Source organism: Algibacter agarivorans, from assembly GCF_039543245.1.
Classification (GTDB): domain Bacteria; phylum Bacteroidota; class Bacteroidia; order Flavobacteriales; family Flavobacteriaceae; genus Algibacter_G; species Algibacter_G agarivorans.
The window spans coordinates 1-20,698 of the sequence record NZ_BAABJJ010000007.1; the positions used below are offsets into that span (position 1 = coordinate 1).

21 protein-coding genes, 2 tRNA genes and 1 pseudogene are annotated in these 20,698 nt (G+C 32.6%); 13 read left to right on the forward strand and 11 right to left on the reverse strand.

Annotation, left to right across the window (positions count from 1 at the left end):
• Positions 1-69: 69 nt before the first annotated feature.
• The 3 genes and pseudogenes from ABD935_RS02145 to ABD935_RS02155 form a co-directional block, all read left to right on the forward strand.
• Positions 70-1,020, forward strand: a pseudogene (locus tag ABD935_RS02145) (HD family phosphohydrolase); the annotation flags it as partial.
• 99 nt (positions 1,021-1,119) lie between these two features.
• A tRNA-Ser gene (locus ABD935_RS02150) sits at positions 1,120-1,207 on the forward strand.
• Between the two features lie 32 nt (positions 1,208-1,239).
• Positions 1,240-1,314 (forward strand) — tRNA-Pro (locus tag ABD935_RS02155).
• A gap of 193 nt (positions 1,315-1,507) precedes the next feature.
• Here ABD935_RS02155 and ABD935_RS02160 read toward each other — a convergent pair.
• Positions 1,508-1,981, reverse strand: coding sequence for a hypothetical protein (locus ABD935_RS02160; RefSeq protein WP_345189908.1), 474 nt, complete (start codon positions 1,979-1,981; stop codon positions 1,508-1,510).
• Between the two features lie 231 nt (positions 1,982-2,212).
• Between ABD935_RS02160 and ABD935_RS02165 the strand changes: the two genes are divergently transcribed.
• On the forward strand, positions 2,213-2,395 hold the full coding sequence (locus ABD935_RS02165) for a CAL67264 family membrane protein (RefSeq protein WP_019387444.1): 183 nt from the start codon (positions 2,213-2,215) through the stop codon (positions 2,393-2,395).
• Positions 2,395-4,086 carry an energy-dependent translational throttle protein EttA gene (gene ettA / locus ABD935_RS02170; protein WP_345189910.1) on the forward strand — a complete coding sequence of 564 codons (1,692 nt, stop codon included), beginning with the start codon at positions 2,395-2,397 and terminating at the stop codon, positions 4,084-4,086. The genes ABD935_RS02165 and ettA overlap by 1 nt, the downstream gene beginning before the upstream one ends.
• A gap of 34 nt (positions 4,087-4,120) precedes the next feature.
• Here ettA and ABD935_RS02175 read toward each other — a convergent pair whose 3' ends face one another.
• Entirely contained in the window at positions 4,121-4,360 is a 240-nt protein-coding gene (locus ABD935_RS02175) for a hypothetical protein (protein ID WP_345189912.1), read from the reverse strand.
• Positions 4,361-4,893: 533 nt separating this feature from the next.
• Here ABD935_RS02175 and ABD935_RS02180 point away from each other — a divergent pair.
• The 4 genes from ABD935_RS02180 to ABD935_RS02195 are packed head-to-tail and all read left to right on the forward strand — an operon-like array spanning position 4,894 to position 6,113.
• Positions 4,894-5,043 (forward strand): hypothetical protein, encoded by a 150-nt coding sequence (locus ABD935_RS02180; protein WP_345189913.1) that lies wholly within the window; start codon positions 4,894-4,896, stop codon positions 5,041-5,043.
• Between the two features lie 45 nt (positions 5,044-5,088).
• The gene (locus ABD935_RS02185) at positions 5,089-5,250 is read left to right on the forward strand and encodes a hypothetical protein (RefSeq protein WP_345189914.1); all 162 of its coding nucleotides are present in this window, start codon (positions 5,089-5,091) and stop codon (positions 5,248-5,250) included.
• A 15-nt stretch (positions 5,251-5,265) separates the two neighbouring features.
• Positions 5,266-5,487, forward strand: a complete 222-nt coding sequence (locus ABD935_RS02190; protein ID WP_345189915.1) for a hypothetical protein — start codon at positions 5,266-5,268, stop codon at positions 5,485-5,487.
• Between the two features lie 38 nt (positions 5,488-5,525).
• Complete coding sequence (locus ABD935_RS02195; protein WP_345189916.1) at positions 5,526-6,113, forward strand: NUDIX domain-containing protein; 588 nt, start codon at positions 5,526-5,528, stop codon at positions 6,111-6,113.
• Between the two features lie 993 nt (positions 6,114-7,106).
• Here the strand turns inward: ABD935_RS02195 and ABD935_RS02200 are convergent.
• Together ABD935_RS02200 and ABD935_RS02205 are read right to left on the reverse strand one after the other, a co-directional pair.
• Complete coding sequence (locus tag ABD935_RS02200) at positions 7,107-7,568, reverse strand: GNAT family N-acetyltransferase (protein WP_345189917.1); 462 nt, start codon at positions 7,566-7,568, stop codon at positions 7,107-7,109.
• Positions 7,561-8,580, reverse strand: a complete 1,020-nt coding sequence (locus tag ABD935_RS02205; protein ID WP_345189918.1) for a formimidoylglutamase — start codon at positions 8,578-8,580, stop codon at positions 7,561-7,563. Before ABD935_RS02205 ends, ABD935_RS02200 begins: the two co-directional genes overlap by 8 nt.
• Before the next feature lie 117 nt (positions 8,581-8,697).
• Between ABD935_RS02205 and ABD935_RS02210 the strand changes: the two genes are divergently transcribed.
• Positions 8,698-9,582: a chromosome partitioning protein ParA gene (locus ABD935_RS02210; RefSeq protein ID WP_345189919.1), complete on the forward strand. Its 885-nt coding sequence runs from the start codon at positions 8,698-8,700 to the stop codon at positions 9,580-9,582.
• A gap of 55 nt (positions 9,583-9,637) precedes the next feature.
• Here the strand turns inward: ABD935_RS02210 and hutI are convergent, their stop codons facing one another.
• Positions 9,638-10,876: an imidazolonepropionase gene (gene hutI, locus ABD935_RS02215; RefSeq protein WP_345189964.1), complete on the reverse strand. Its 1,239-nt coding sequence runs from the start codon at positions 10,874-10,876 to the stop codon at positions 9,638-9,640.
• Positions 10,877-11,170: 294 nt separating this feature from the next.
• Here hutI and ABD935_RS02220 point away from each other — a divergent pair, with 294 nt between their 5' ends.
• On the forward strand, positions 11,171-11,329 hold the full coding sequence (locus ABD935_RS02220; RefSeq protein WP_345189920.1) for an aspartate/glutamate racemase family protein: 159 nt from the start codon (positions 11,171-11,173) through the stop codon (positions 11,327-11,329).
• A 34-nt stretch (positions 11,330-11,363) separates the two neighbouring features.
• Positions 11,364-11,948 (forward strand): Crp/Fnr family transcriptional regulator, encoded by a 585-nt coding sequence (locus ABD935_RS02225; protein WP_345189921.1) that lies wholly within the window; start codon positions 11,364-11,366, stop codon positions 11,946-11,948.
• Between the two features lie 283 nt (positions 11,949-12,231).
• Here the strand turns inward: ABD935_RS02225 and fumC are convergent, their stop codons facing one another.
• Positions 12,232-13,629, reverse strand: a complete 1,398-nt coding sequence (gene fumC, locus ABD935_RS02230) for a class II fumarate hydratase (RefSeq protein WP_345189922.1) — start codon at positions 13,627-13,629, stop codon at positions 12,232-12,234.
• A 348-nt stretch (positions 13,630-13,977) separates the two neighbouring features.
• On the opposite strand from fumC, the gene ABD935_RS02235 reads away from it, so the two are divergent.
• The gene (locus tag ABD935_RS02235) at positions 13,978-14,151 is read left to right on the forward strand and encodes a hypothetical protein (protein WP_326283304.1); all 174 of its coding nucleotides are present in this window, start codon (positions 13,978-13,980) and stop codon (positions 14,149-14,151) included.
• A 72-nt stretch (positions 14,152-14,223) separates the two neighbouring features.
• Here the strand turns inward: ABD935_RS02235 and ABD935_RS02240 are convergent, their stop codons facing one another.
• The 5 genes from ABD935_RS02240 to ABD935_RS02260 form a co-directional block, all read right to left on the reverse strand.
• Positions 14,224-16,644 (reverse strand): TonB-dependent receptor, encoded by a 2,421-nt coding sequence (locus ABD935_RS02240; RefSeq protein ID WP_345189923.1) that lies wholly within the window; start codon positions 16,642-16,644, stop codon positions 14,224-14,226.
• Between the two features lie 86 nt (positions 16,645-16,730).
• On the reverse strand, positions 16,731-17,072 hold the full coding sequence (gene arsC, locus ABD935_RS02245) for an arsenate reductase (glutaredoxin) (protein ID WP_345189924.1): 342 nt from the start codon (positions 17,070-17,072) through the stop codon (positions 16,731-16,733).
• Entirely contained in the window at positions 17,072-17,689 is a 618-nt protein-coding gene (locus ABD935_RS02250) for an HAD family hydrolase (protein WP_345189925.1), read from the reverse strand. The genes arsC and ABD935_RS02250 overlap by 1 nt, the downstream gene beginning before the upstream one ends.
• 79 nt (positions 17,690-17,768) lie before the next feature.
• A protein-coding gene (prfB, locus tag ABD935_RS02255) for a peptide chain release factor 2 (protein WP_345189926.1) occupies positions 17,769-18,879 on the reverse strand; the annotation gives its coding sequence in 2 pieces (ribosomal slippage) (positions 17,769-18,815 and positions 18,817-18,879; 1,110 coding nt in all).
• 321 nt (positions 18,880-19,200) lie between these two features.
• Complete coding sequence (locus ABD935_RS02260; protein ID WP_345189927.1) at positions 19,201-20,628, reverse strand: DUF7467 domain-containing protein; 1,428 nt, start codon at positions 20,626-20,628, stop codon at positions 19,201-19,203.
• Positions 20,629-20,698: the final 70 nt, after the last annotated feature.

Here is a 20,698-nt window from a genome sequence, read left to right on the forward strand (position 1 = left end):
AAAGCAATGAAATAAATCAGTAAAATGGTTAGATTTAGTGTGTCCAAAATTTATTTAGGACAGGATTGGTTTCTTCAAATTATTGCGGGAATTGTAACCATATTAACGGTGTCCGAGTTATACAAACGTGCCAATTTATTTATATCAGTAGGGCAAATAACACTTATTTACATCATTGCCTATTTTGCATTTTTTGTTATTCACGAGGGTAGTGTGGAAACCCTTAAATGGGAAACATTTATATGGTTTGTTTTATGTGGGTTAGCTACTTTGTTTGTCCAGCCTTTAATTTATGCTTACGAAAAACTTTTTGGATTAGTTTCAGATGTTTCACTTTTAGAATTGTCGGATACGAACTCTAAACTGCTTAAGGAATTATCAAATAAGGCCCCTGGAACATTTCACCATTCTTTAAATGTAGCGAATCTTGCTGAAGCATCAGCTAATGAAATAGGAGCAAACGCTATGTTAGTTAGGGTAGGTGCTTTATATCATGATATTGGTAAAATGAAAAGTCCAACGTATTATACAGAGAATCAATCTACAGGTATTAATCCGCATGATGAATTGTCTTCAAAAGAAAGTGCAAGAATAATTACGGACCATGTCATTAACGGTATAGAGATAGCCAGAAAAAACAATTTACCAGATAGAGTTATAGATTTTATTAGAACACACCATGGTACAAGTGTGGTTTATTATTTTTACATGCAAGAAAAAAAGGATTACCCAGAAACTGAAGTTGACAAGTTGGATTTTAGCTACCCAGGACCGAAACCATTTAGCAAAGAAACTGCAATTTTAATGATGTGCGATAGCATAGAGGCTGCTTCTAAAAGTTTAAAGGAGCCTACTTCTACAAAAATTGAAGCTTTTGTCGAAAACATAATTAATAAGCAAATAGAAGAAGGGCAATTTTTAAACGCAAATATTACTTTTAAAGAAATTCAATCTATAAAAAAAGTGCTAAAACACAAGCTTGCAAATATTTATCATTTAAGAATTGAATACCCAGAATAAAATCAAAAAAAATCAAAAAAAATACTTGTGTTCTTTAAGATGAAAAGCTACATTTGCATCCGCATTTAAATATAAATGTGTTGTTCATACAAAATTACTGGAGAGGTGCCTGAGTGGCCGAAAGGAACGGTTTGCTAAATCGTCGTACCCCAAAAGGGTACCCGGGGTTCGAATCCCCGTCTCTCCGCAAATTTCCTTAAGAAATTTAGATAACCAATTCGGGGTGTAGCGTAGCCCGGTTATCGCGCCGCGTTTGGGACGCGGAGGTCGCAGGTTCGAATCCTGCCACCCCGACAAACCTAGAAATAGGAGACATGAAAAAACACTGTTAATCATCCGATTAACAGTGTTTTTTTTTGTTTTATATAATGGTTTTGATATCATATAAAACCAACTTAAAATTGTCGTAACTTAAAATAACATTTTGAATACATTCAAGTTGAAAATCAATCTGTTATACTTTGAAGCACTTTTTTTAAAAGGTCAATTATTCAATCCTATCATAATTCTCTGCAAAAATAGGATGCCCTTCTTCATCAATTTGTATTTGAGTGTATCTGTCCTTTTTAATATTACACTTAAAGACAAAGGTGGGTTCTTTGGAAATATAAAATTTCATTGCTTTAGACCCAAATTCCAAAACTTCGGTTAGCAAACTATCTTTAAGAGTATAAGAACCATAACCGAACCATTCTGTTGAGTCTGCAGAAACATTTCTACACCACATCACTTTTTTAGGAGAGAACATTTTAACGTGTCTATTAGATGGTGTTGTTACAAAACTATCTACAATTACATTATCTATATAATTGTAGTAACTTGTGCGTTCCCATGTGCCAATTAGAGTTAGCTCCTCTTTATTTGTATCGTCTACAAACGTTTTTTCTTTTCTTTCCTTTGAATTGTTACAGGATATAACAATCATAAAAAAAGCGGTAAATAAAAATGATTTGGTTTTCATATTCAATAAGTTTGTTGATTGACAACAATTTACAAAAAAAGCATCATATAATTAATATTTCGAATTAAAAATATTACAAAATAAGGCTAAATAATACATGAATGAATGTGAAGTGTTATTAACAATGATTTAATCCAGAAATGATATTTTTTAATAAATAATCATCAAAGCATTTCAATTATAATTTACGATATTTGCTTTTACTCTAACAACCAAAAAAAAGAAGAGATTATGGCAATGAATAAAAATACGGTTCTAGCTTGGGCAACAGTTTTAATGATTATTATGGGAGTTGTACTCATTTTAATGGGCGCATATAGATATGATGATGTTGCCGGTTGGGGTTTTGCAACTGTGGGTATAGGCTTTTTTGCTATAGCATGGGTTTTTAACGCATTAAAAGGAAGAGTATAATGAGTGATGATAAGAAAGTGATTTTTTCAATGTCTGGTTTAACCAAGACATTTCAAGGAGCAAACACTCCTGTTTTAAAAAATATTTATTTAAGTTTTTTCTACGGAGCCAAAATCGGAATTTTAGGTCTTAATGGTTCTGGAAAATCGACATTACTTAAAATTATTGCAGGCGTTGATAAGAATTTTCAAGGCGATGTTACCTTTTTACAGGATTATTCGGTAGGTTATTTGGAGCAAGAGCCAAAACTTGATGATAATAAAACCGTAATGGAAGTGGTGCGTGAAGGTGCTGCTGAAACTGTAGCTATTCTTGACGAGTACAATAAAATCAATGACCAGTTTGGTTTAGAAGAAGTGTATTCTGATGCCGATAAAATGGAAAAATTGATGAATCGTCAGGCAGAACTTCAAGACCAAATTGATGCTGCTGGAGCCTGGGAACTAGACACGAAACTAGAAATTGCCATGGATGCTTTAAGAACTCCGGATGGAGATAAAAAAATAGGCGTGCTTTCTGGAGGAGAAAAGCGCCGGGTAGCTTTATGTCGTTTGCTTTTACAAGAACCAGATGTGTTATTATTAGATGAGCCTACCAACCATTTAGATGCTGAATCGGTGCATTGGTTAGAACATCATTTAGCACAATATAAAGGAACTGTAATTGCTGTAACACACGATAGATACTTTTTAGATAATGTAGCTGGTTGGATTTTAGAACTCGATAGAGGAGAAGGGATTCCGTGGAAAGGGAATTACTCATCATGGTTAGATCAAAAATCGAAACGTATGGCGCAAGAAAGCAAAACAGCCTCTAAGCGTCAAAAAACTTTAGAACGTGAGTTGGAATGGGTCCGCCAAGGTGCGAAAGGACGCCAGGCCAAACAAAAGGCACGTTTAAATAATTATGATAAGTTGATGAGTCAAGATCAAAAACAGCTTGATGAAAAACTTGAAATATACATACCTAATGGACCACGTTTAGGAACTAATGTTATTGAAGCCATTGGTGTTAGTAAAGGCTATGATGATAAATTGTTGTATGACGATTTAAATTTCAGCTTGCCACAAGCTGGAATAGTTGGCGTAATTGGTCCAAATGGAGCAGGTAAAACGACTATTTTCAGAATGATAATGGGAGAAGAAACTCCTGACAATGGTGAGTTTAAAGTCGGAGATACCGCTAAACTAGCTTATGTTGATCAAAAACATTCCAATATAGATTCAGAAAAAACGATATGGCAAAACTTTAGTGATGAGCAGGAATTAGTTATGATGGGAGGTAAAGAAGTAAATTCTCGAGCCTATTTAAGTCGATTTAACTTTTCTGGTGGAGAACAAAATAAAAAGGTGAAATTGCTTTCTGGAGGAGAGCGTAACCGTTTGCATTTGGCAATGACACTTAAAGAAGAAGGTAATGTATTGCTTTTAGATGAACCTACTAACGACCTTGATGTAAATACATTGCGTGCTTTAGAAGAAGGTTTAGAGAACTTTGCTGGATGTGCCGTAGTCATATCGCACGATAGATGGTTTTTAGATAGAATATGTACGCATATCTTGGCTTTTGAAGGGGATAGTCAAGTGTATTTCTTTGAAGGTAGTTTTTCAGATTATGAAGAAAACAAAAAGAAACGTCTTGGAGGTGATTTGATGCCGAAACGAATAAAGTATAAGAAATTAGTAAGATAAGTTATCAAGAACGCTCACTGAAAAGTGGGCGTTTTTATTTATTACCATACATGTGTCCTTCGGTAAAATCCTTATAATCTTCTTCGTCATCAGATATTGAAGTATTCATCTTTTCCAATCGTTCATTCTCTTTTTTTAACTTATAAGATTTTCTAACACCTAAAATCAATATAATACCAAAAAATATAACAACTACAGTTAGCACTATTACAATCTGAGACTGGTTAATTAAAGGAATAGCTAAAATCATAGAAGTAAGTTGATTAAGTATCATTAAAATAGTACGTTTGGGTTAACAGCTAACCAAATATACTACAATTTATTTATTTGGCAACGAAATGAAATCATTGTTAGATTCTATTTTTTATATGGAATCTAAAATATATTAAAAAAACGGATGTAACGTTTTAATACCTTTTGATACTAATAAATTGAGTAATATAAATTGAAAATTCATATTTTTTAACGAAATTGCTTGTCTGTAAAATTGTTGAATTTAAAATATAAAACAGACTATTTCTGATGATTTTCGACTTATTAGAGACTAATTCAAACGAGAAAACTAAATAAGTAGATATCAATTGGGGAAAAGATATTAATACTATGAAATCTAAATTATCTCAAGAAGATGATCCAGAGGTTCGCTAAAAGATATTAAATGTTACTTTGGATGATGTGGCACACATGGTAGAGAAAGACAGAACTTCTCTTTTGGATGCTATTTAAGGGTTTAACCGATTATCAGGACGAACAGAGTATGATTTTTTAGACCAAGATCACATTTGGTGGCGTAAACTTGATGAAACCATGCCAGATTTTGTAAACATGCAAAGACCAGAAAACTATAGCTATTTGCAAGACCAAGGGTTGGAAAAAAATATGGAAAAAATTCTTAACGTCAGCGATAAGCCAACAGAAGAGCGTGTACATGATATTTATGATAAAATTGAAAAGTAATTCAAAACAAATCAGCATTTGTTCTATGCAAACCTTTATAAAGATATGCAAAAGGCATTTCCATTCTTTTCTTCTCGTGATGTTAGAAATATTCAGTCTGCAGTGTCATTACGATTTACTGATTTTGATTTGGAAGAAGACTGGTTTAAAAATCCAGAAGTCTATTTTAAACAAGACTACCAAACTAAGTTTAACATGTTTCAATAATTAATGCGAGCGAATATGAAAGGATTGGATTTCTCTGAAATTTGTCGTCAGGAAGTCGTGCGTTATATAGATAATGTGGCAATTATTGCAGACACCTATTTTAAACGAAAATTAGACGCTAGTGTAAATCAAATAAATATAGAAACAGAAGCTATAAAAATCTTGAAAGCAAAACCTAAAATGGCTGTTTGGTCGAGCATTCGACTGCGCTCAAAACAGGCTAAGGTCGAGACCTAGTCAAATCTAAATTATTGTAACCGCTGAAATTTAAAAACATGCAAAAATCAAGTAGACTTAAAAATATAAAAAGCACTTTGCTTTCAGACAACTATTATATTCTTAAAAAGTTAAATTTCGACTATTTAATGGAAAATGGCACTTGGGTTAACCAAATGCGTGAGGTTTATGATAGAGGTGATGGTGCAGGTATTTTGTTATATAACAGAGAAAAACTAACTATTATCTTAACCAAGCAATTCAGGATGCCAACTTATATGAATGATAATGAAGATGGGTTATTAGTCGAAATTGCAGCGGGAATGTTAGATAAAGATAATCCTGAGGCTTGTATCATAAGAGAGACAGAAGAAGAAGTAGGGTACAGGTTAGAGTCAGTGAAAAAAGTATATGAAGGCTATTCGTCTCCAGGTGTTATGACTGAAAAAATGCATTTTTTTATTGGAGAATATACAGATGATATGAAAGTTAATGATGGTGGTGGTTTAGAAAGTGAAGCAGAAGATATTGAGGTGTTGGAAATGCCTTTTGAAAAAGCTGTTGCTATGTTGAATAATGGGGAAATCGTTGACACAAGAACCATTGTATTGTTGCAATATGCAATTATACATAAGTTGTTGGAATAGATTTTGTAATTCCTGCGAAGGCAGGAACCCACCTATAGAGATTAATACTGTAAAAAAGGATTCAAGTTATCATTCGTGAACCTGCCCGTCCGGCAGGCGGGTTCGTGAAAAAAAAAATGAATTTCCCACTTTCATGGGAATATGAAATATGGATAAACTAAAAGCAGTCAATTTATATAGAAGCGAACTTATTCCCATAAGTGGAATGCTAGTCGAGCGTTATAATAAATGCTTTGGTAAAGCTTGGTTTTAGTGAAACGAAATTAAAAACATTTCATATTGACGGCATAGGATGGAGCCCGGAAATTGCTAAAGAAAAAGAAGAACTACATTACTTAAAATAATGGTGAGGTCAACTCGCATAGCATTATTATTTCGCCTTTGCAAAAAGGAAAACCCGTGTATTTACAATATCACACGTTTGATAGGGAACTAATGAAGTTCATATTTAAGTACATGGAGAAAAAATTAAAGACATTACTTGAGACTCTCCTATCTGTTTAGATTTTGACCAAGGCATTGGCGTTTTATGAACCTTTAGATGTTTTAAAGTATCATACGGTTTCTATCCATTTTTATCTTATTGATAGTTTTGAAAATTTAATTAAATGGAAAGCCTTGGAACATGAGAACAGCGGTTAAGATACCTGACTTACCTGACGACCAAAATTAATAGCCTTTTGTAACTGATTTTGATTTTTCAGATACTGATATTGGAGCTTATAGTGGACTTTGCCATTGGTTTGGTTTAGAGCCAGTAATTCTTTAATGCCCAAATAAAAGCCTTTAGAGCACAATTTAGAGGGGTCAAAAATGTAGAATTCTTCCTTTATAGATTAACTACAATTTTTGCCTAAACACAACAATTAGGAATGATCCTTCTTTAAAAGTTATTTCTAATGATGAGTTCCTGAAACAAGTTAAGGCCAAGAAAAAAACTAAAGAAATTGTAAGATTGCAAAAGCAGATTGATTCTTTAAAGGCAGTTGGGGATTAAACCACCAACTCCATCTTAATGTCACAACGTTTATAGTGGCAATCAGGTTCTACAGGGATTTCAATAAAACCATGTTTTCTATAAATATAAATAGCGCTTTCTAATTTTCTGCTAGAATAAATGATGAGCTTGGGTATGTCTTTTCTCATGGTAAAATTAATACAATGTTGAATCAGTTTTTGATCAATTTTTTGCCCACGATGTTTTGGGGAAACTGCCATTTTGGTTAATTCAAAATGTCCTTTATTACCTATTGGCATTAGTACTACTGTACCAACTATGTCATCTTTAAGTTTAGCGAAAAATAGATGTCCGCCTTTATTGATTATGTATTGTTCTGGCTTACTTAAAACGTCTTCGTCATAAGGTTCAACAAAAAAGAATGTTCGTAACCATTCTGTATTTAAGTCATAGAAATCTTTAGCATACAGTTTTTCAAAAGAAATGATATCAACCATTATGCGCTTTAATAAAATCCGTAATTAAATAGGTAATGAGTTTACCAACCTTATTCGCTGTCTTTTTAGTTGGAGAAGCTTCGCAAATATGCAAATAACAGGCGTTATTATGTTTTGCAAAATAATTTACAAAATTTCGGGTTCTGTTTACACTAAAACCACTAGGAGTCATAGCGCTACTAGGCATGTTTTCAATGGCATCGCAGTCTATTTCAATACCAAAAGGGTTTTTAGCAACATGTGTGGCAGCACGTTCTAGTTCTTTTTTATATTTTAATTCATTTCTAACCTCTATAGCTTCAAATGTATTATACTTAATGGATTTTGAGATATTAAGTATTTTGATAATTTTATCAGAGGTATAATTTTCATGCAAACCAAAAATAAAGTAATTGGCCAAAAATCCTTCCGCGAAAGCGTACTTAAATCCATTGCCACTATGGCGGCCTTCTTCATCTCTAAAATCTGAATGCGCATCAAAATTAATCACATTAATGCCTTTGTTTAAGGCTAAACTTGCCCCTTTAATATTTCCATAAGCATTGTTATGTCCGCCACCTATGATAATAGGCTTTTTTCCTGCCAATACAATTTGATGTATGATGTTTGTAACGGATGCGTCAATAGTATCAACAAGTTTTCTTGCTTTTAAAATATCTTTTTTTTTGGCTGGATTTAATTTTGAAACTGCAAGTAATTCAGATGTAAAATCTAGTTGTCCTAAAATCAAAACCTTGTTAGCACTAGTAAATTCATTGCTTTGAATGTTTAACAAAACTTTAAGGGTGGCATACCAAGCCTTTGAAGTCCCCATTTTTCCATGATTGGCAAACACCCCGATATCTTCTGGTAGACCTAAAATAACATGTGTAACATCTAAACTTTCAAGTTGTTCGTATATGTTAGAAATGCGGGGTAATATTTTAACGTGTTGACCAAATTTGGATTCACCAGAGCGTTTGTTTAATAATTTATTACGAGTAGTATTGTTAAATAAAACGAGTTTATCCATAAAATAAATAAATTTTGAATATTAAAAATACGTCATTATTTGTTTATGGCATTAAAACAAGCTATTAAAATTATAACAAAATTACATTAACTTTAACAAAAATTAAAACAAGTAATTATGGAAGACAACAAAAGTAACACAGGACTAAAAGTAGGATTAGGTATTGCGCTAGTTCTATTTCTTGCTACAGGTTTTTACACTATGAATTTGTACAATAGTAGTAAAAAAGTTCAGAATGAATTAACTGAGGAAAAGCAATTAGTAATGAACGATTTAAACGCCATGGCAAAGCAATATGATGATGCTATTGGTGAAAATGAAGTGTCGAATGCAAATTTAGTTGAAGCTAGAGGGCGTATTCAAGGATTAATTGACTCTTTGAAAATATCTGAAACTAATGTAAAAAGTTTATGGAGATATAAGAGAAAATACCAATCATTGCAAAAAGAAATGGATGTGTTATTGGCTCAAAATGATTCATTAAGAGTAGAGAATTCATATTTAGCAACATCTTTAGATAGTACTCGTGTACGTTTAGAAGAGCGCACCATATTTACAGATTCATTATTAGTACAAAACAATGCTTTGGCAGAAGTTGTCGAGAATGCTGCTATTTTAAACACCGTTGGCTTAAAAGGTTTTGGAGTTATAGAAAGAACTTCTGGTAAATTAATACCAACTGAAAGAGCTAGCAGAACAGACAAAATTAGAGTTTGTTTTACAGTTGCTAAAAATGCTTTAGTTCAAGCTGGTGACGAAGAATTGTATGTTCAAGTTATTGATCCTAAAAACAATATTTTAGGTTTAAATGAACAAGTTACATTTGATGAAAAAACACTAAACTACAGCATTATTAGTAAGTTTAATTATGAAAATGCAAGCCTTAATATTTGTGAGTTTGTTACGTCTAAAGGACAAGGTGACTTTGAAAAAGGACGTTACGTTGTAAACGTTTTTAACGAAAAAGACTTAGTGTCAAGTTCTGAGTTTACTTTAAAGTAGATTTATAAAAACCTCTCAAAATTAAAACCTCATACTTTTTAAGTTTGAGGTTTTTTTATGCTGTTATTCTACCTTTTATAATAACCGTTTCAATATTATTTTCGCCAAAAGCATAAGGCAAATAATTGTAACTAGGAACAGGTTTTGTAATAATGATATTTGCTTTTTTTCCTTTACTGATACTGCCATACTCATTTGAAATACCCATAGCATAGGCTCCATTGATAGTGGCTGCGTTTATAGCTTCTTCTGGAGTCATTTTCATTTTAATACAAGCGGTACTTACTACAAAATTCATATTTCCACTAGGTGCAGATCCTGGATTATAATCGGTGGCTAAAGCAAGCGGCAGACCAGCATCAATAAGTTGTCTTGCGGGTGTATAAGGTATACCTAAAAAGTATGAACAGGAGGGGAGTGACAGAGGCATGGTGTCGCTTTCTTTTAAAACTTCAATATCTTCAAGTTCTAATTCCTCTAAATGATCTACAGATAATGCCCTATGTTTTACGCCGAGCGCAACACCTCCAAAAGCATTAAATTGATTGACGTGTATTTTAGGAACCAATCCGTGTTTTTTTCCTGCGGAAAGAAGAGTATCGGTATCCTCAATCGAAAAATACCCTTTTTCACAAAATACATCCATAAAATCAGCCAAATTTTCATTAGCAATTTTAGGAAGCATTTGATTGATGATTAAATCGATATACCCTTTTTTATTATTTTTAAATGATTCAGGAAACGCATGTGCACCAAGAAATGTGGCTTTAATTTCTATCGGAAAGTTTTCTTTAATACGTTTTATAACGCGAAGCATTTTAAGTTCAGATTCAACTGTAAGCCCATAACCTGATTTTATTTCAAGCGCACCAGTTCCAAGTTTTATAACATTTTTAACACGCTGAATAGATTGGCTATATAAATCTTCTTCAGAGGTGTTTTGAAGTGTTTTGGCAGAATTTAAAATACCGCCGCCACGGTTAGCAATTTCAACATAACTTAATCCATTAATTCTATCAACAAATTCCTGTTCTCTATTACCCGCATAAACGATATGCGTATGGGAGTCGCACCATGTTGGCAATACTAGTTTTCCTTTAGCATCAATAGTTTTATCAGCAGTAATGTTTTTACAATTATCCATACTGCCATAATCAATAATAGTATCATTGTCCATTAAAAGAAAAGCATTTTTAATAGTTGGCAAGTGTTTCATGTCCTTACCAGAAACTTTTAAAACATGAGATGCTCTTACTTGAAGCAGTTCTTTTATATTAATGATTAATATAGACATCATAAGTATGGATAAAAGAATTAGAGCTATAAATTTAGTCACAAAAAGTTAGAAACAATGGAAACTATAGGATTAATTGGTGAAATTACGCTTCAATCAACAAAAATGTATTATTAAGTTTGAATAGATTGTAAAGTGAAGATTTTGAAGAAAATCATTCATGGAAGGTAATTATAAACTCGTTTTATTTTGCTGAAATTACAAATCTGAAAAAAGGAAACAGATAGAATAAATTAGATGATAGAAATATAATTCATGAAATAATTTACAATTTACATGGAATAATCAAAAGGCATGTTAAAAAATGCATCTAAACAAATTTATTTGCAAATTATGGATAAATTAATTGATGATGGTGCAGAAGGTGTAATTTTAGGATGCACTGAAATTCCATTATTAATAAAGCAAACAGATGTTTCAGTACCCGTTTTTGATACAACTAGAATTCAGTAACCCATGTATTTAAAAAAGCTTAAAATAAATTATAATGAAGAGAAATTTTGATTTTTTAAATTCTATTGAAAATATTTCTGAAGAAACTTTTTCTGAACTTGTGAAAATCACAGAATTTAAAAGAATTCCTGCAGGAACTAAAATAATAAATTATGAAGAGGTTCCTTCAAAAATTTATTTGCTTGTTTCTGGGATTATACGTTGCTATTTAAGCACCGAATCAGGAAAAGAATTCAATAAAAGTTTTTATTTGCCATCAAGTTTTTTAGCTTCCTTAACGGCTTTAATTAAAAAAAAACCATCTTTATTTGTTTTTGAAACACTTTCTGATTGCAAGATTTATGAAATTGATTATTCTGAATTAATGAAATTATGTAAAGATAATCCTTCGCTTAAAAATTTGCATATTAAAATTTTAGAAAAGGTGTATTTTAATTATGAGAAGCGCTTGGTAGATTTAATTTCATTGAATGCTTCAGATCGTTATTTAGAATTAAAAAAGCTAATCCCTAATATAGATGACATGATTTCTCAGTATCATATTGCTTCTTATCTTGGTATTACACCGGTTCAATTAAGTAGGATTAGAAAAAAAAATAAAAGAAATGAAGCAATATAAGGAAAGGGAACTATATAATACCATTTGTAACTAAATTAAAAACAATAACCTAAAAACCCAAGACTTGGAAAATATAAATCTTTGGTTTTTAGGTTTGGAATTATTTCAGGGATCCTCTTTTTTCACGAACTTAACAAATGTTATTTTATATAAGATTTCTTCGTTTTATATTTGTCTACATTTCCTTTTGGATTGTAATTTACAAAGGATTGATAGCTAACCAACCAAAAAGACAGGCAAATTTATTTTACCTGTCTTTTTATTTAATTATCTTTTAAGGATTTTATTTAAGGCTTCCAACCATATCTTCTGGTTTTACCCAAGCATCATAATCTTCAGCAGTTACGTAACCTAAATTAATAGCTTCTTCTTTTAAAGTTGTCCCATTTTTATGTGCTGTATTTGCAATTTCAGCAGACTTATAATAGCCGATTTTAGTATTTAAAGCCGTTACAAGCATTAAAGAATTGTTTAATAATTTTGTAATCACTTCATGATTTGGTTCAATACCAACGGCACAATGTTCTTCAAAACTCACACAAGCATCACCAATTAACTGTGCAGATTGCAAAACATTAGCAGCCATTACAGGTTTAAAAACATTTAATTCATAGTGTCCTTGCATACCACCTACAGCAATTGCTACATCGTTACCTATAACCTGTGCACAAACCATAGTTAATGCTTCGCATTGTGTTGGGTTTACTTTTCCCGGCATAATAGAACTTCCAGGTTCGTTAGCAGGGATAATGATTTCTCCAATACCTGAACGTGGACCAGAAGCCATCATTCTAACGTCATTAGCAATTTTATTTAAAGAGACTGCCAATTGTTTTAAAGCGCCATGTGTTTCTACTAATGCATCATGAGCCGCAAGAGCTTCAAACTTATTTGGTGCAGTTACAAAAGGTAATCCTGTAAATTCTGCAATATATTCAGCAACGCGTTTACTGTAGCCTTTTGGTGTGTTAAGACCAGTCCCTACAGCCGTTCCGCCTAAAGCTAATTCACTTAAATGAGGTAAGGTGTTTTCTAAGGCTTTTATACCATGGTCTAATTGAGCAACGTAACCAGAAAGTTCTTGACCAAGCGTTAAAGGTGTGGCATCCATTAAATGTGTTCTACCAATTTTAACTACATTTTTAAAGGCTTCCGATTTTTTCTTCAACGTTTCACGTAACTGCTTAACACCAGGAATAGTAGTTTCTACCACTTTTTTATAAGCCGCAATATGCATGCCTGTAGGAAAGGTGTCGTTTGAAGATTGCGATTTATTAACATCATCATTAGGCTGAATCGTTTTTTCGCCTTCGCCTATAACTTTTCCAGCTAATTGTTGTGCTCTGTTGGCAACAACCTCATTAACATTCATATTACTTTGTGTGCCAGAACCCGTTTGCCAGATGACTAGCGGAAATTGGTCATCATGTTTACCTGCTAAAATTTCTTCACAAACTTGAGCGATTAAATCACGTTTTTCTTTGACTAAAACTCCTAATTCACAATTTGTATAAGCAGCAGCTTTTTTTAAATATGCAAAACCATAAACTATTTCTAAAGGCATAGACGCAGAAGGCCCAATTTTAAAGTTGTTTCTTGAGCGTTCGGTTTGCGCTCCCCAAAGTTTATCGGCAGGTACTTTTACCTCTCCCATGGTATCTTTCTCTATTCTGTAACTCATCGTGTTTGTTATTTAATTTTAAGTTGCAAAGTTAATTGTTTTAGTATGCTTTTTATTATGATATATGTTAGTTTTTATTAGATTTTTTAACATATTAAAAAGGTGGCTTTTGTGGAAACGATTAACTTTATACTCATTCATGTAATTTATATTATGAGATTTATTAATTAAACTATAAAATAAAATAGCAACAATTAGATTAGGTGATGAGGTACCAAACTTTTAAGGACCTTCATTAAAGGGAGGAATCAATTTTATAAAATTGTTTATTAAATTTTAATTTGATATTGTATAACACCAACCTTTGCATTATCTTTGCATAAGATTTTTTAAAAGACACTTACAATTATGTTTGATTTTGATCAATATTTAGGCTTTTTAGCATTCTTAACCATTTTAACAATTGGATTTTGGTTAATGATATTTTTGTTAACCTTTGTAATCCCTTATTGGATCGGTGGTTCTTTAATTGAAAGATTAAAAGAAATTAGAGAAGAAAAGAAAGCGAAGCGTCAAGCTTAAAAGCATAATTTAACTTATAAAAAAAGGAAGCTAATATCAGATTAGCTTCCTTTTTTGTTTTATATAAGGCTGTTACATTTCAACATCACCGCCGTTAAATCCACCTTCGCGCTCGCGTTTTTTCTTTTGATTGAATCTGTACGTAAAAGATAAGGTAAAAGTGCGTCCACCTCTAAACTGAACTTCTTGATCACTTGTAAACGTATCTGCGGTAATATGATTTCTGTATACTCTGCTATTAAATACATCTCTGATGTTAAAGGCTATAGAAGCTTTTTCTTTAAACAGATCTTTGCTAAACGCAGTACTTATAGAGCCTCTTCCTTTTCTGTTATTTTGAGCATCTTTACTAGGGCCTCTATAATTCATGTTTGTTTGCCAATCAATCGCGTAGGGCAATGTTAGCTTATTGGTAAAACGGGCAGACCATGTTAAATTATTTGAAGTTAAGTCAATGCCTTCAAAACTACCAGCTCTTTCTAGCTTAAATAAATTGAAATCTGTATTAACACGCCATTTTTTGTTTGGACTATAATTTAGGTTAAATTCAAATCCGTATCGATTATCGGTAGCTAAGTTTACTGGGCCTCTTTCAACAACCGGAAAGTTTTCGCCGTCAATGGTTACCGTTTCTCCAGTTTTTCTGCTTACAAATGTCATAACATTATCGGAATGTTCATAATATACAGCAGAACTTAAAGTGAATTTTCCAAATCTATTCAAATAACCTAATTCATATTTACTACTGTAAGTAGGGTCTAAGTCTGGATTACCTTGGAATACATTGGTTAAACTTGATCTAGAAGGAAAAGGATTTAGCATAAACCCTCGTGGTCGTCGCAATCTTCGGTTAAAACCAAACATGATACTTTCATCATCACTTATTTCATAGTTTAAATTTACTGTTGGAAATAAACCTGTTAAGCTTTTCTTTTTAAAATCGCCACTTGTTGGTTGGTCTAAAGTGGTACGTGTATTTTCCATTCGTAATCCAAGCAAATATGAAAACTTGTAAATTTTACTACCAAATTGCATATAAGCGGCAGTTATGTACTGCCTGAAATTAAGAACATTAGAAAGGTTAGTGTTTAATTCAAATTCATTTGAATTATCATTAAGTAATAAAACTTCATAGTCTGTAGTTGTATCCTTAAAATTGCCACGATATCCAATTTCAATTTGGCTCATGTCTCCAATAGGCAAAACGTAATCTGACTGCAATAAAATATCTGTTTGCTCTTCTGAAGTGTTAACAATATCCGTATCCATGCCATTAACATTAATTAATGAATTTTGATCTTGATTTGATGTTTCATATTGAAAATCGAAGGTCAACTTATGATTACTCTTTTTAAAGTCTTTTGTAAAATTTAATGAATACTGAATTGTTTTATTATCTTCTTTTTCTGGATCTAATCTAATATTTTGGCTTGTGGCCCCTGTTATTTTATCTAACTGAATAAGGTTATTAACGGAATTGTTTTCATTATCACTATTTCTGTACACAAGGGCAGAGGTGAGCGAGGCGGTTTTATTGATGTACCATTCTAAACCAACGTTTGTTGTAAGCCCTTTTCTGGTGTCTGTCCAATCCCTTTTTTCATCCAAATCGGGAGTGTTAATATCAAAATATTTTACCTGATTGTACCAGCGTCCTATACTTTCCCTATAACCATAAGAGGAGGTGTTAAAAAAATTAAGGTCGCCTGATCTATAATTAATGTTTCCAGAAATACCAGCTGCATCAGGATGACCAACATTTCCAGTTATAGACCCATTAAGCCCTTGTAATTTACTTCTGCGTAAAATGATGTTTAGGATTCCAGCTGTTCCTTCAGCTTCATACCTTGCTGACGGCGAGGTAACAACTTCAACTTTCTCAATGGCATCCGCAGGTAATTGTCGTAATGCATCTGAAGAGTTGAGACCAACTAAACCAGAAGGTTTTCCATTGATGAGAATGCGAACATTATCATTACCTCTTAAGGCCACATTGCCTTCAGCATCTACAGAAACCGATGGTACATTGTCTAGAACATCGCTAACAGTGCCGCCGCTAACCGTTAAATCTTTGCCTACATTATATATCTTTTTGTCAAGGCGAATTTCAACTGTAGTACGTTCAGCAATAATTTCTATTTCATCTAACGATTCTGTATCTATTTCAAGAGAAAAACGACCTATATCTTCAGATTTAGATAATTTTCTATTAGGAATGGTTATGGTTTTAAAAGAAATATATTCAATAGTAATATCATACACCCCAGTTTGAATGGATATGTTGAAGTTACCTTTAGCATCGGTTATTCCTCCGGTAACAATTTTATTTTGACGTTTATTAAAAAAGGCTATGGTAGCATATTCTAAAGGCTGTTGAGTTTCTTTATCAATAATATGCCCTGAAACAGTAACTTCTTTTTGTTCTGGTCTTTGAGCAAAACCAAATACAGTGAAAATGCAAAAAGTGATTATTAATACTAAAGATTTAGCCATTAAAAGTTTTTGATGGTTAGACTGCAAATTTATAGTATGGTTTGATCAGAAATGGTTAAAGTTCTGTTAATTGGCAGGGGTAAAGGTTAAATAATATCAAGTATTAACTCAGGTGGCCTTCCTATAACAGCCTTATTCCCGTTAATTATTATTGGGCGTTCTATAAGTTTTGGGTTTTCAACCATGGCCTTTATAATGTCAGCATCACTTAAATCCTTGTTTTTATAATTGTCTTTCCAAATAGCTTCATTTTTTCTTACCAATTGAATAGGCTTTATACCTAGCAATTTAATGATGTCTTTTAGCTCTTTAGCTGAAAGGATATTGTCAAGATACTTAACGACTTCAAATTCTTTTCCTGATTTTTCGAGAATTTCCAATCCGCAACGCGATTTACTACAACGGTTATTATGGTATATTTTAATCATTATAAATGGATATTATAGTTTTTTAAGTGCTTAATGAGTTCTTCTGGAGATTCAAATTGAATGCCATTAATTCCTAAATTATTGGCAGCTTCAATATTTCTTAAATTATCATCTATGAATATAGAGTTTTCAGGAGTTATGTTGAATCGATTCATAGTGATATCAAATATATCTTTAAAAGGTTTTCTGGTTTTTTCTTCACCAGAAACAATAATCCCGTCAAACCACTGCAAAAATTCAAAACGTGCTTGGGCAATGGGAAAGGTTTCGCTGCTCCAATTGGTTAAAGCGACTACTTTATATTGCTTTGATTTTATTAATTTATCAAGAATATTAACAGTACCTTTTATAGAGCCACCGAGCATACGTTCCCAATCACCATAAAACAATCTAATGTGTTTTTCATGCTTAGGAAACGCTTTAACTAAATCTTCTGTAGCTTGGGCAATTGGGTAACCAGCATCTTGGTTTTCATTCCAATCACTAGTGCAAATGTTATCAAAAAACCATTGCATTTTTTTGCGGTCGCCATTAAATTCATTTAAAAAGACGTATTCAGGGTTCCAGTCTATTAAAACACCGCCGAGGTCGAATATAATCGTGTCTATTTTATTCATAAGCCTCCATATTTTCCTCGAAAGGAGGGACTTTGATTAATATTATTTTTTATCATCTTGACTCCTTTTTCCAATATATTTATAATGATGAATCATCTTCTACTTTTTGTCCCATCATCATTAAATATGATTTTAGGAATTCGTCAATATTGCCATCCATAACCGCATCAACGTTACCCGTTTCATGTGCTGTTCTTACATCTTTCACGAGTTTATAAGGGTGCATCACATAATTACGAATTTGACTTCCCCATTCAATTTTCATTTTACCAGCTTCAATATCCTCACGTTGCGCCAATTGTTTTTGAAGTTCAATTTCATATAATTGAGACTTAAGCATTTGCATAGCTCTCGACCTATTATCGTGTTGCGAACGGGTTTCAGAACATGAAATTTGAATTCCAGTTGGTTTGTGGGTTAACTGTACTTTTGTTTCAACTTTATTTACATTTTGGCCACCAGCACCACTTGAACGTGCTGTAGTAATATCAATATCTGCTGGGTTGATGTCAATCTCAATAGTATCATCAACAAGCGGATATACATAAACTGAAGCAAAACTAGTATGTCGTTTAGCATTGCTGTCGAAAGGGGAGATACGCACCAAACGATGCACACCATTTTCGCCTTTTAGCCAACCAAAAGCAAAATCGCCTTCAATCTCTAATGTCACGGTTTTTATTCCTGCAACATCACCTTCCTGAAAGTTGAGCTCTTTAACTTTAAATCCGCTTTTTTCGGCATACATTAAATACATGCGCATAAGCATACTTGCCCAATCGCAACTTTCGGTACCACCAGCTCCAGCTGTAATTTGAAGCACGGCACTTAGGCTATCGCCTTCTTCTGAAAGCATGTTCTTGAATTCGATGTCTTCTAGAAGCGTGGTTAGTTTATTGTAGTGTTGTTCTACTTCTTCAGCAGTAACTTCATCTTCTTTGTAGAATTCATATAAAACCTCAAGGTCTTCAATACGTGTTTTTGCAGTATTATAATCTTCTACCCATTTTTTTTTGACACGAAGTGATTTCATTATAATTTCTGCTGCTTTGGAATCGTTCCAGAAATTAGGGTCGAAGGTTTGTTCTTCTTCGTTTTGTATTTCTATAAGTTTGGCGTCTATGTCAAAGATAGTGCCTAAGTTTATCGAGGCGGGTATTAAGATCTTTTATTTGATCTGATGTTATCATAGTTGATTTTATTTTAAACAAAAGTATGGTTTAATATTTTAGATGAAAATTAATTTTAATGATATTTTATGGGGTATTTAAATATTATAATTAGAGTGCTTTTAGTGTCTTTAACTATGTTATTATTAACAACTTAAATGCTATAGTGTTTAGCCGCTAACTATATTGATAACTGTTTAGAAAGCTAGATAACCAAGTATTTCTTTAAATAAAAAAAACATAAAAAAATCCAGAGAAGATAGCTTCTCTGGATTTTTTTAATTTTTAAAACTGTCAGCCTATTTTAGGAAGACTCATAATTTCAATTTTCTCATCACAGTATTAGTGTCCACCTGTATTTGGAGGAACATCAACAGGACATAATTCGCCATTATTTCTACTGGCACCACGAATTACTTCAAAATCTCCAACTTTATAGCCAGGTACTACATTAGGATCAGAGCAACTGGTATGGATTTTTACAGATTCAGATCCATTAATGTATATTTTGATTTCTGTACCTAAAGTACCTTTCTTATCGTTTCCAACAAGTTCTATTGTTCCACCATTATCTACATATTCATTAAAAATCTCTGAACCAGATTTACCTTTTGTTTCTACAATAATTGTAGCTCCATCTCCAGAATATGCTAAATCTAATTCGGTTAATTTACCATCGCAATCGCAATTATCATCTTCCTCTTCTTCACTGTAGTTTGTATCACATAATTCTCCACCTTCACGGCTCTTTCCGCTTATAACCGTATAATCTCCAAAAATGGCACCAGGACCAATTGGTACTGAACAACTGGTATGGATTTTTTGGTCTAAACTGCCATTAACATAAATGGAAATTTCTGTACCTAATGTTCCTTTATCGTCTTTTCCAACAAAACTAAATGTTTCACCAGGATTTACTGTGCCTATAAATACATCATCACCTACTTTGTTCTTGCCTTTTCCTTTTGTTTTAACTATAATATCTGCCTGTACATCACCATTGTATTGCAATTCTAGTTCGGTAACTTTTCCTTCACATGGCTTACATTCTTCTTCTTTTTCAGGAACATCTACTACAATCATAATTGCTTGCTTTCCTGCAGGATTTAATATTACACCTACTTTTTGTCCACATCCTGGAACAAATCCTTCTCCATTAGCTATTGCAGCGGCAGCGATTTCTTGAGCCATTGCAATATTAACTGCTGCATTACTAGTCCAACTGTCAGCGCCAGATTCAGACAAAGCAGTACATTCAATACATACAGAATCATCAACTAGTAACCATATCGCATATTGTATATGTGCGAAAGTATAATTGCCTCCACTAGTGCTTGCTTTACCAATATAATCTTGGTTTATAACCCAGTTAACTAAATCAAAGTTTTCTGGAAACTCAAATTCTCCTTCGGGAAGTTCTTCATAAGTTGAGTAAACAATGAATTCCGGACTATCTCCTTCATATAAACTTAAGTCTTGATCAACACACCAAGCTGCAATATCAGTACCAGCTAAATCTGTGTCTAAAATATCTAGAGTAAAGTAAGAGTCAACTCCAGGTTTTGCAGTTACAGTTCCTGTTACAACATCTGGTAAGCTTAATTCTAAAGCTTCCAAATCAGGAACACAATCACTTTGTGAATTTGACTTACTTGATAATGAAGAAGAAGATAAAGAAAGTCCTTGTTCTTCTTGTATTTCTAATAGTTCATTTTCGCATGAGAGAAACAGGAAGCAAATTCCAATAATTCCTAAAATATTTTTTTTCATAATTAATTATTTTGATTAATAACTCTGTAAAGTTAATCAAGTAAATGCTAAGTAAGAAAATATTTCGATT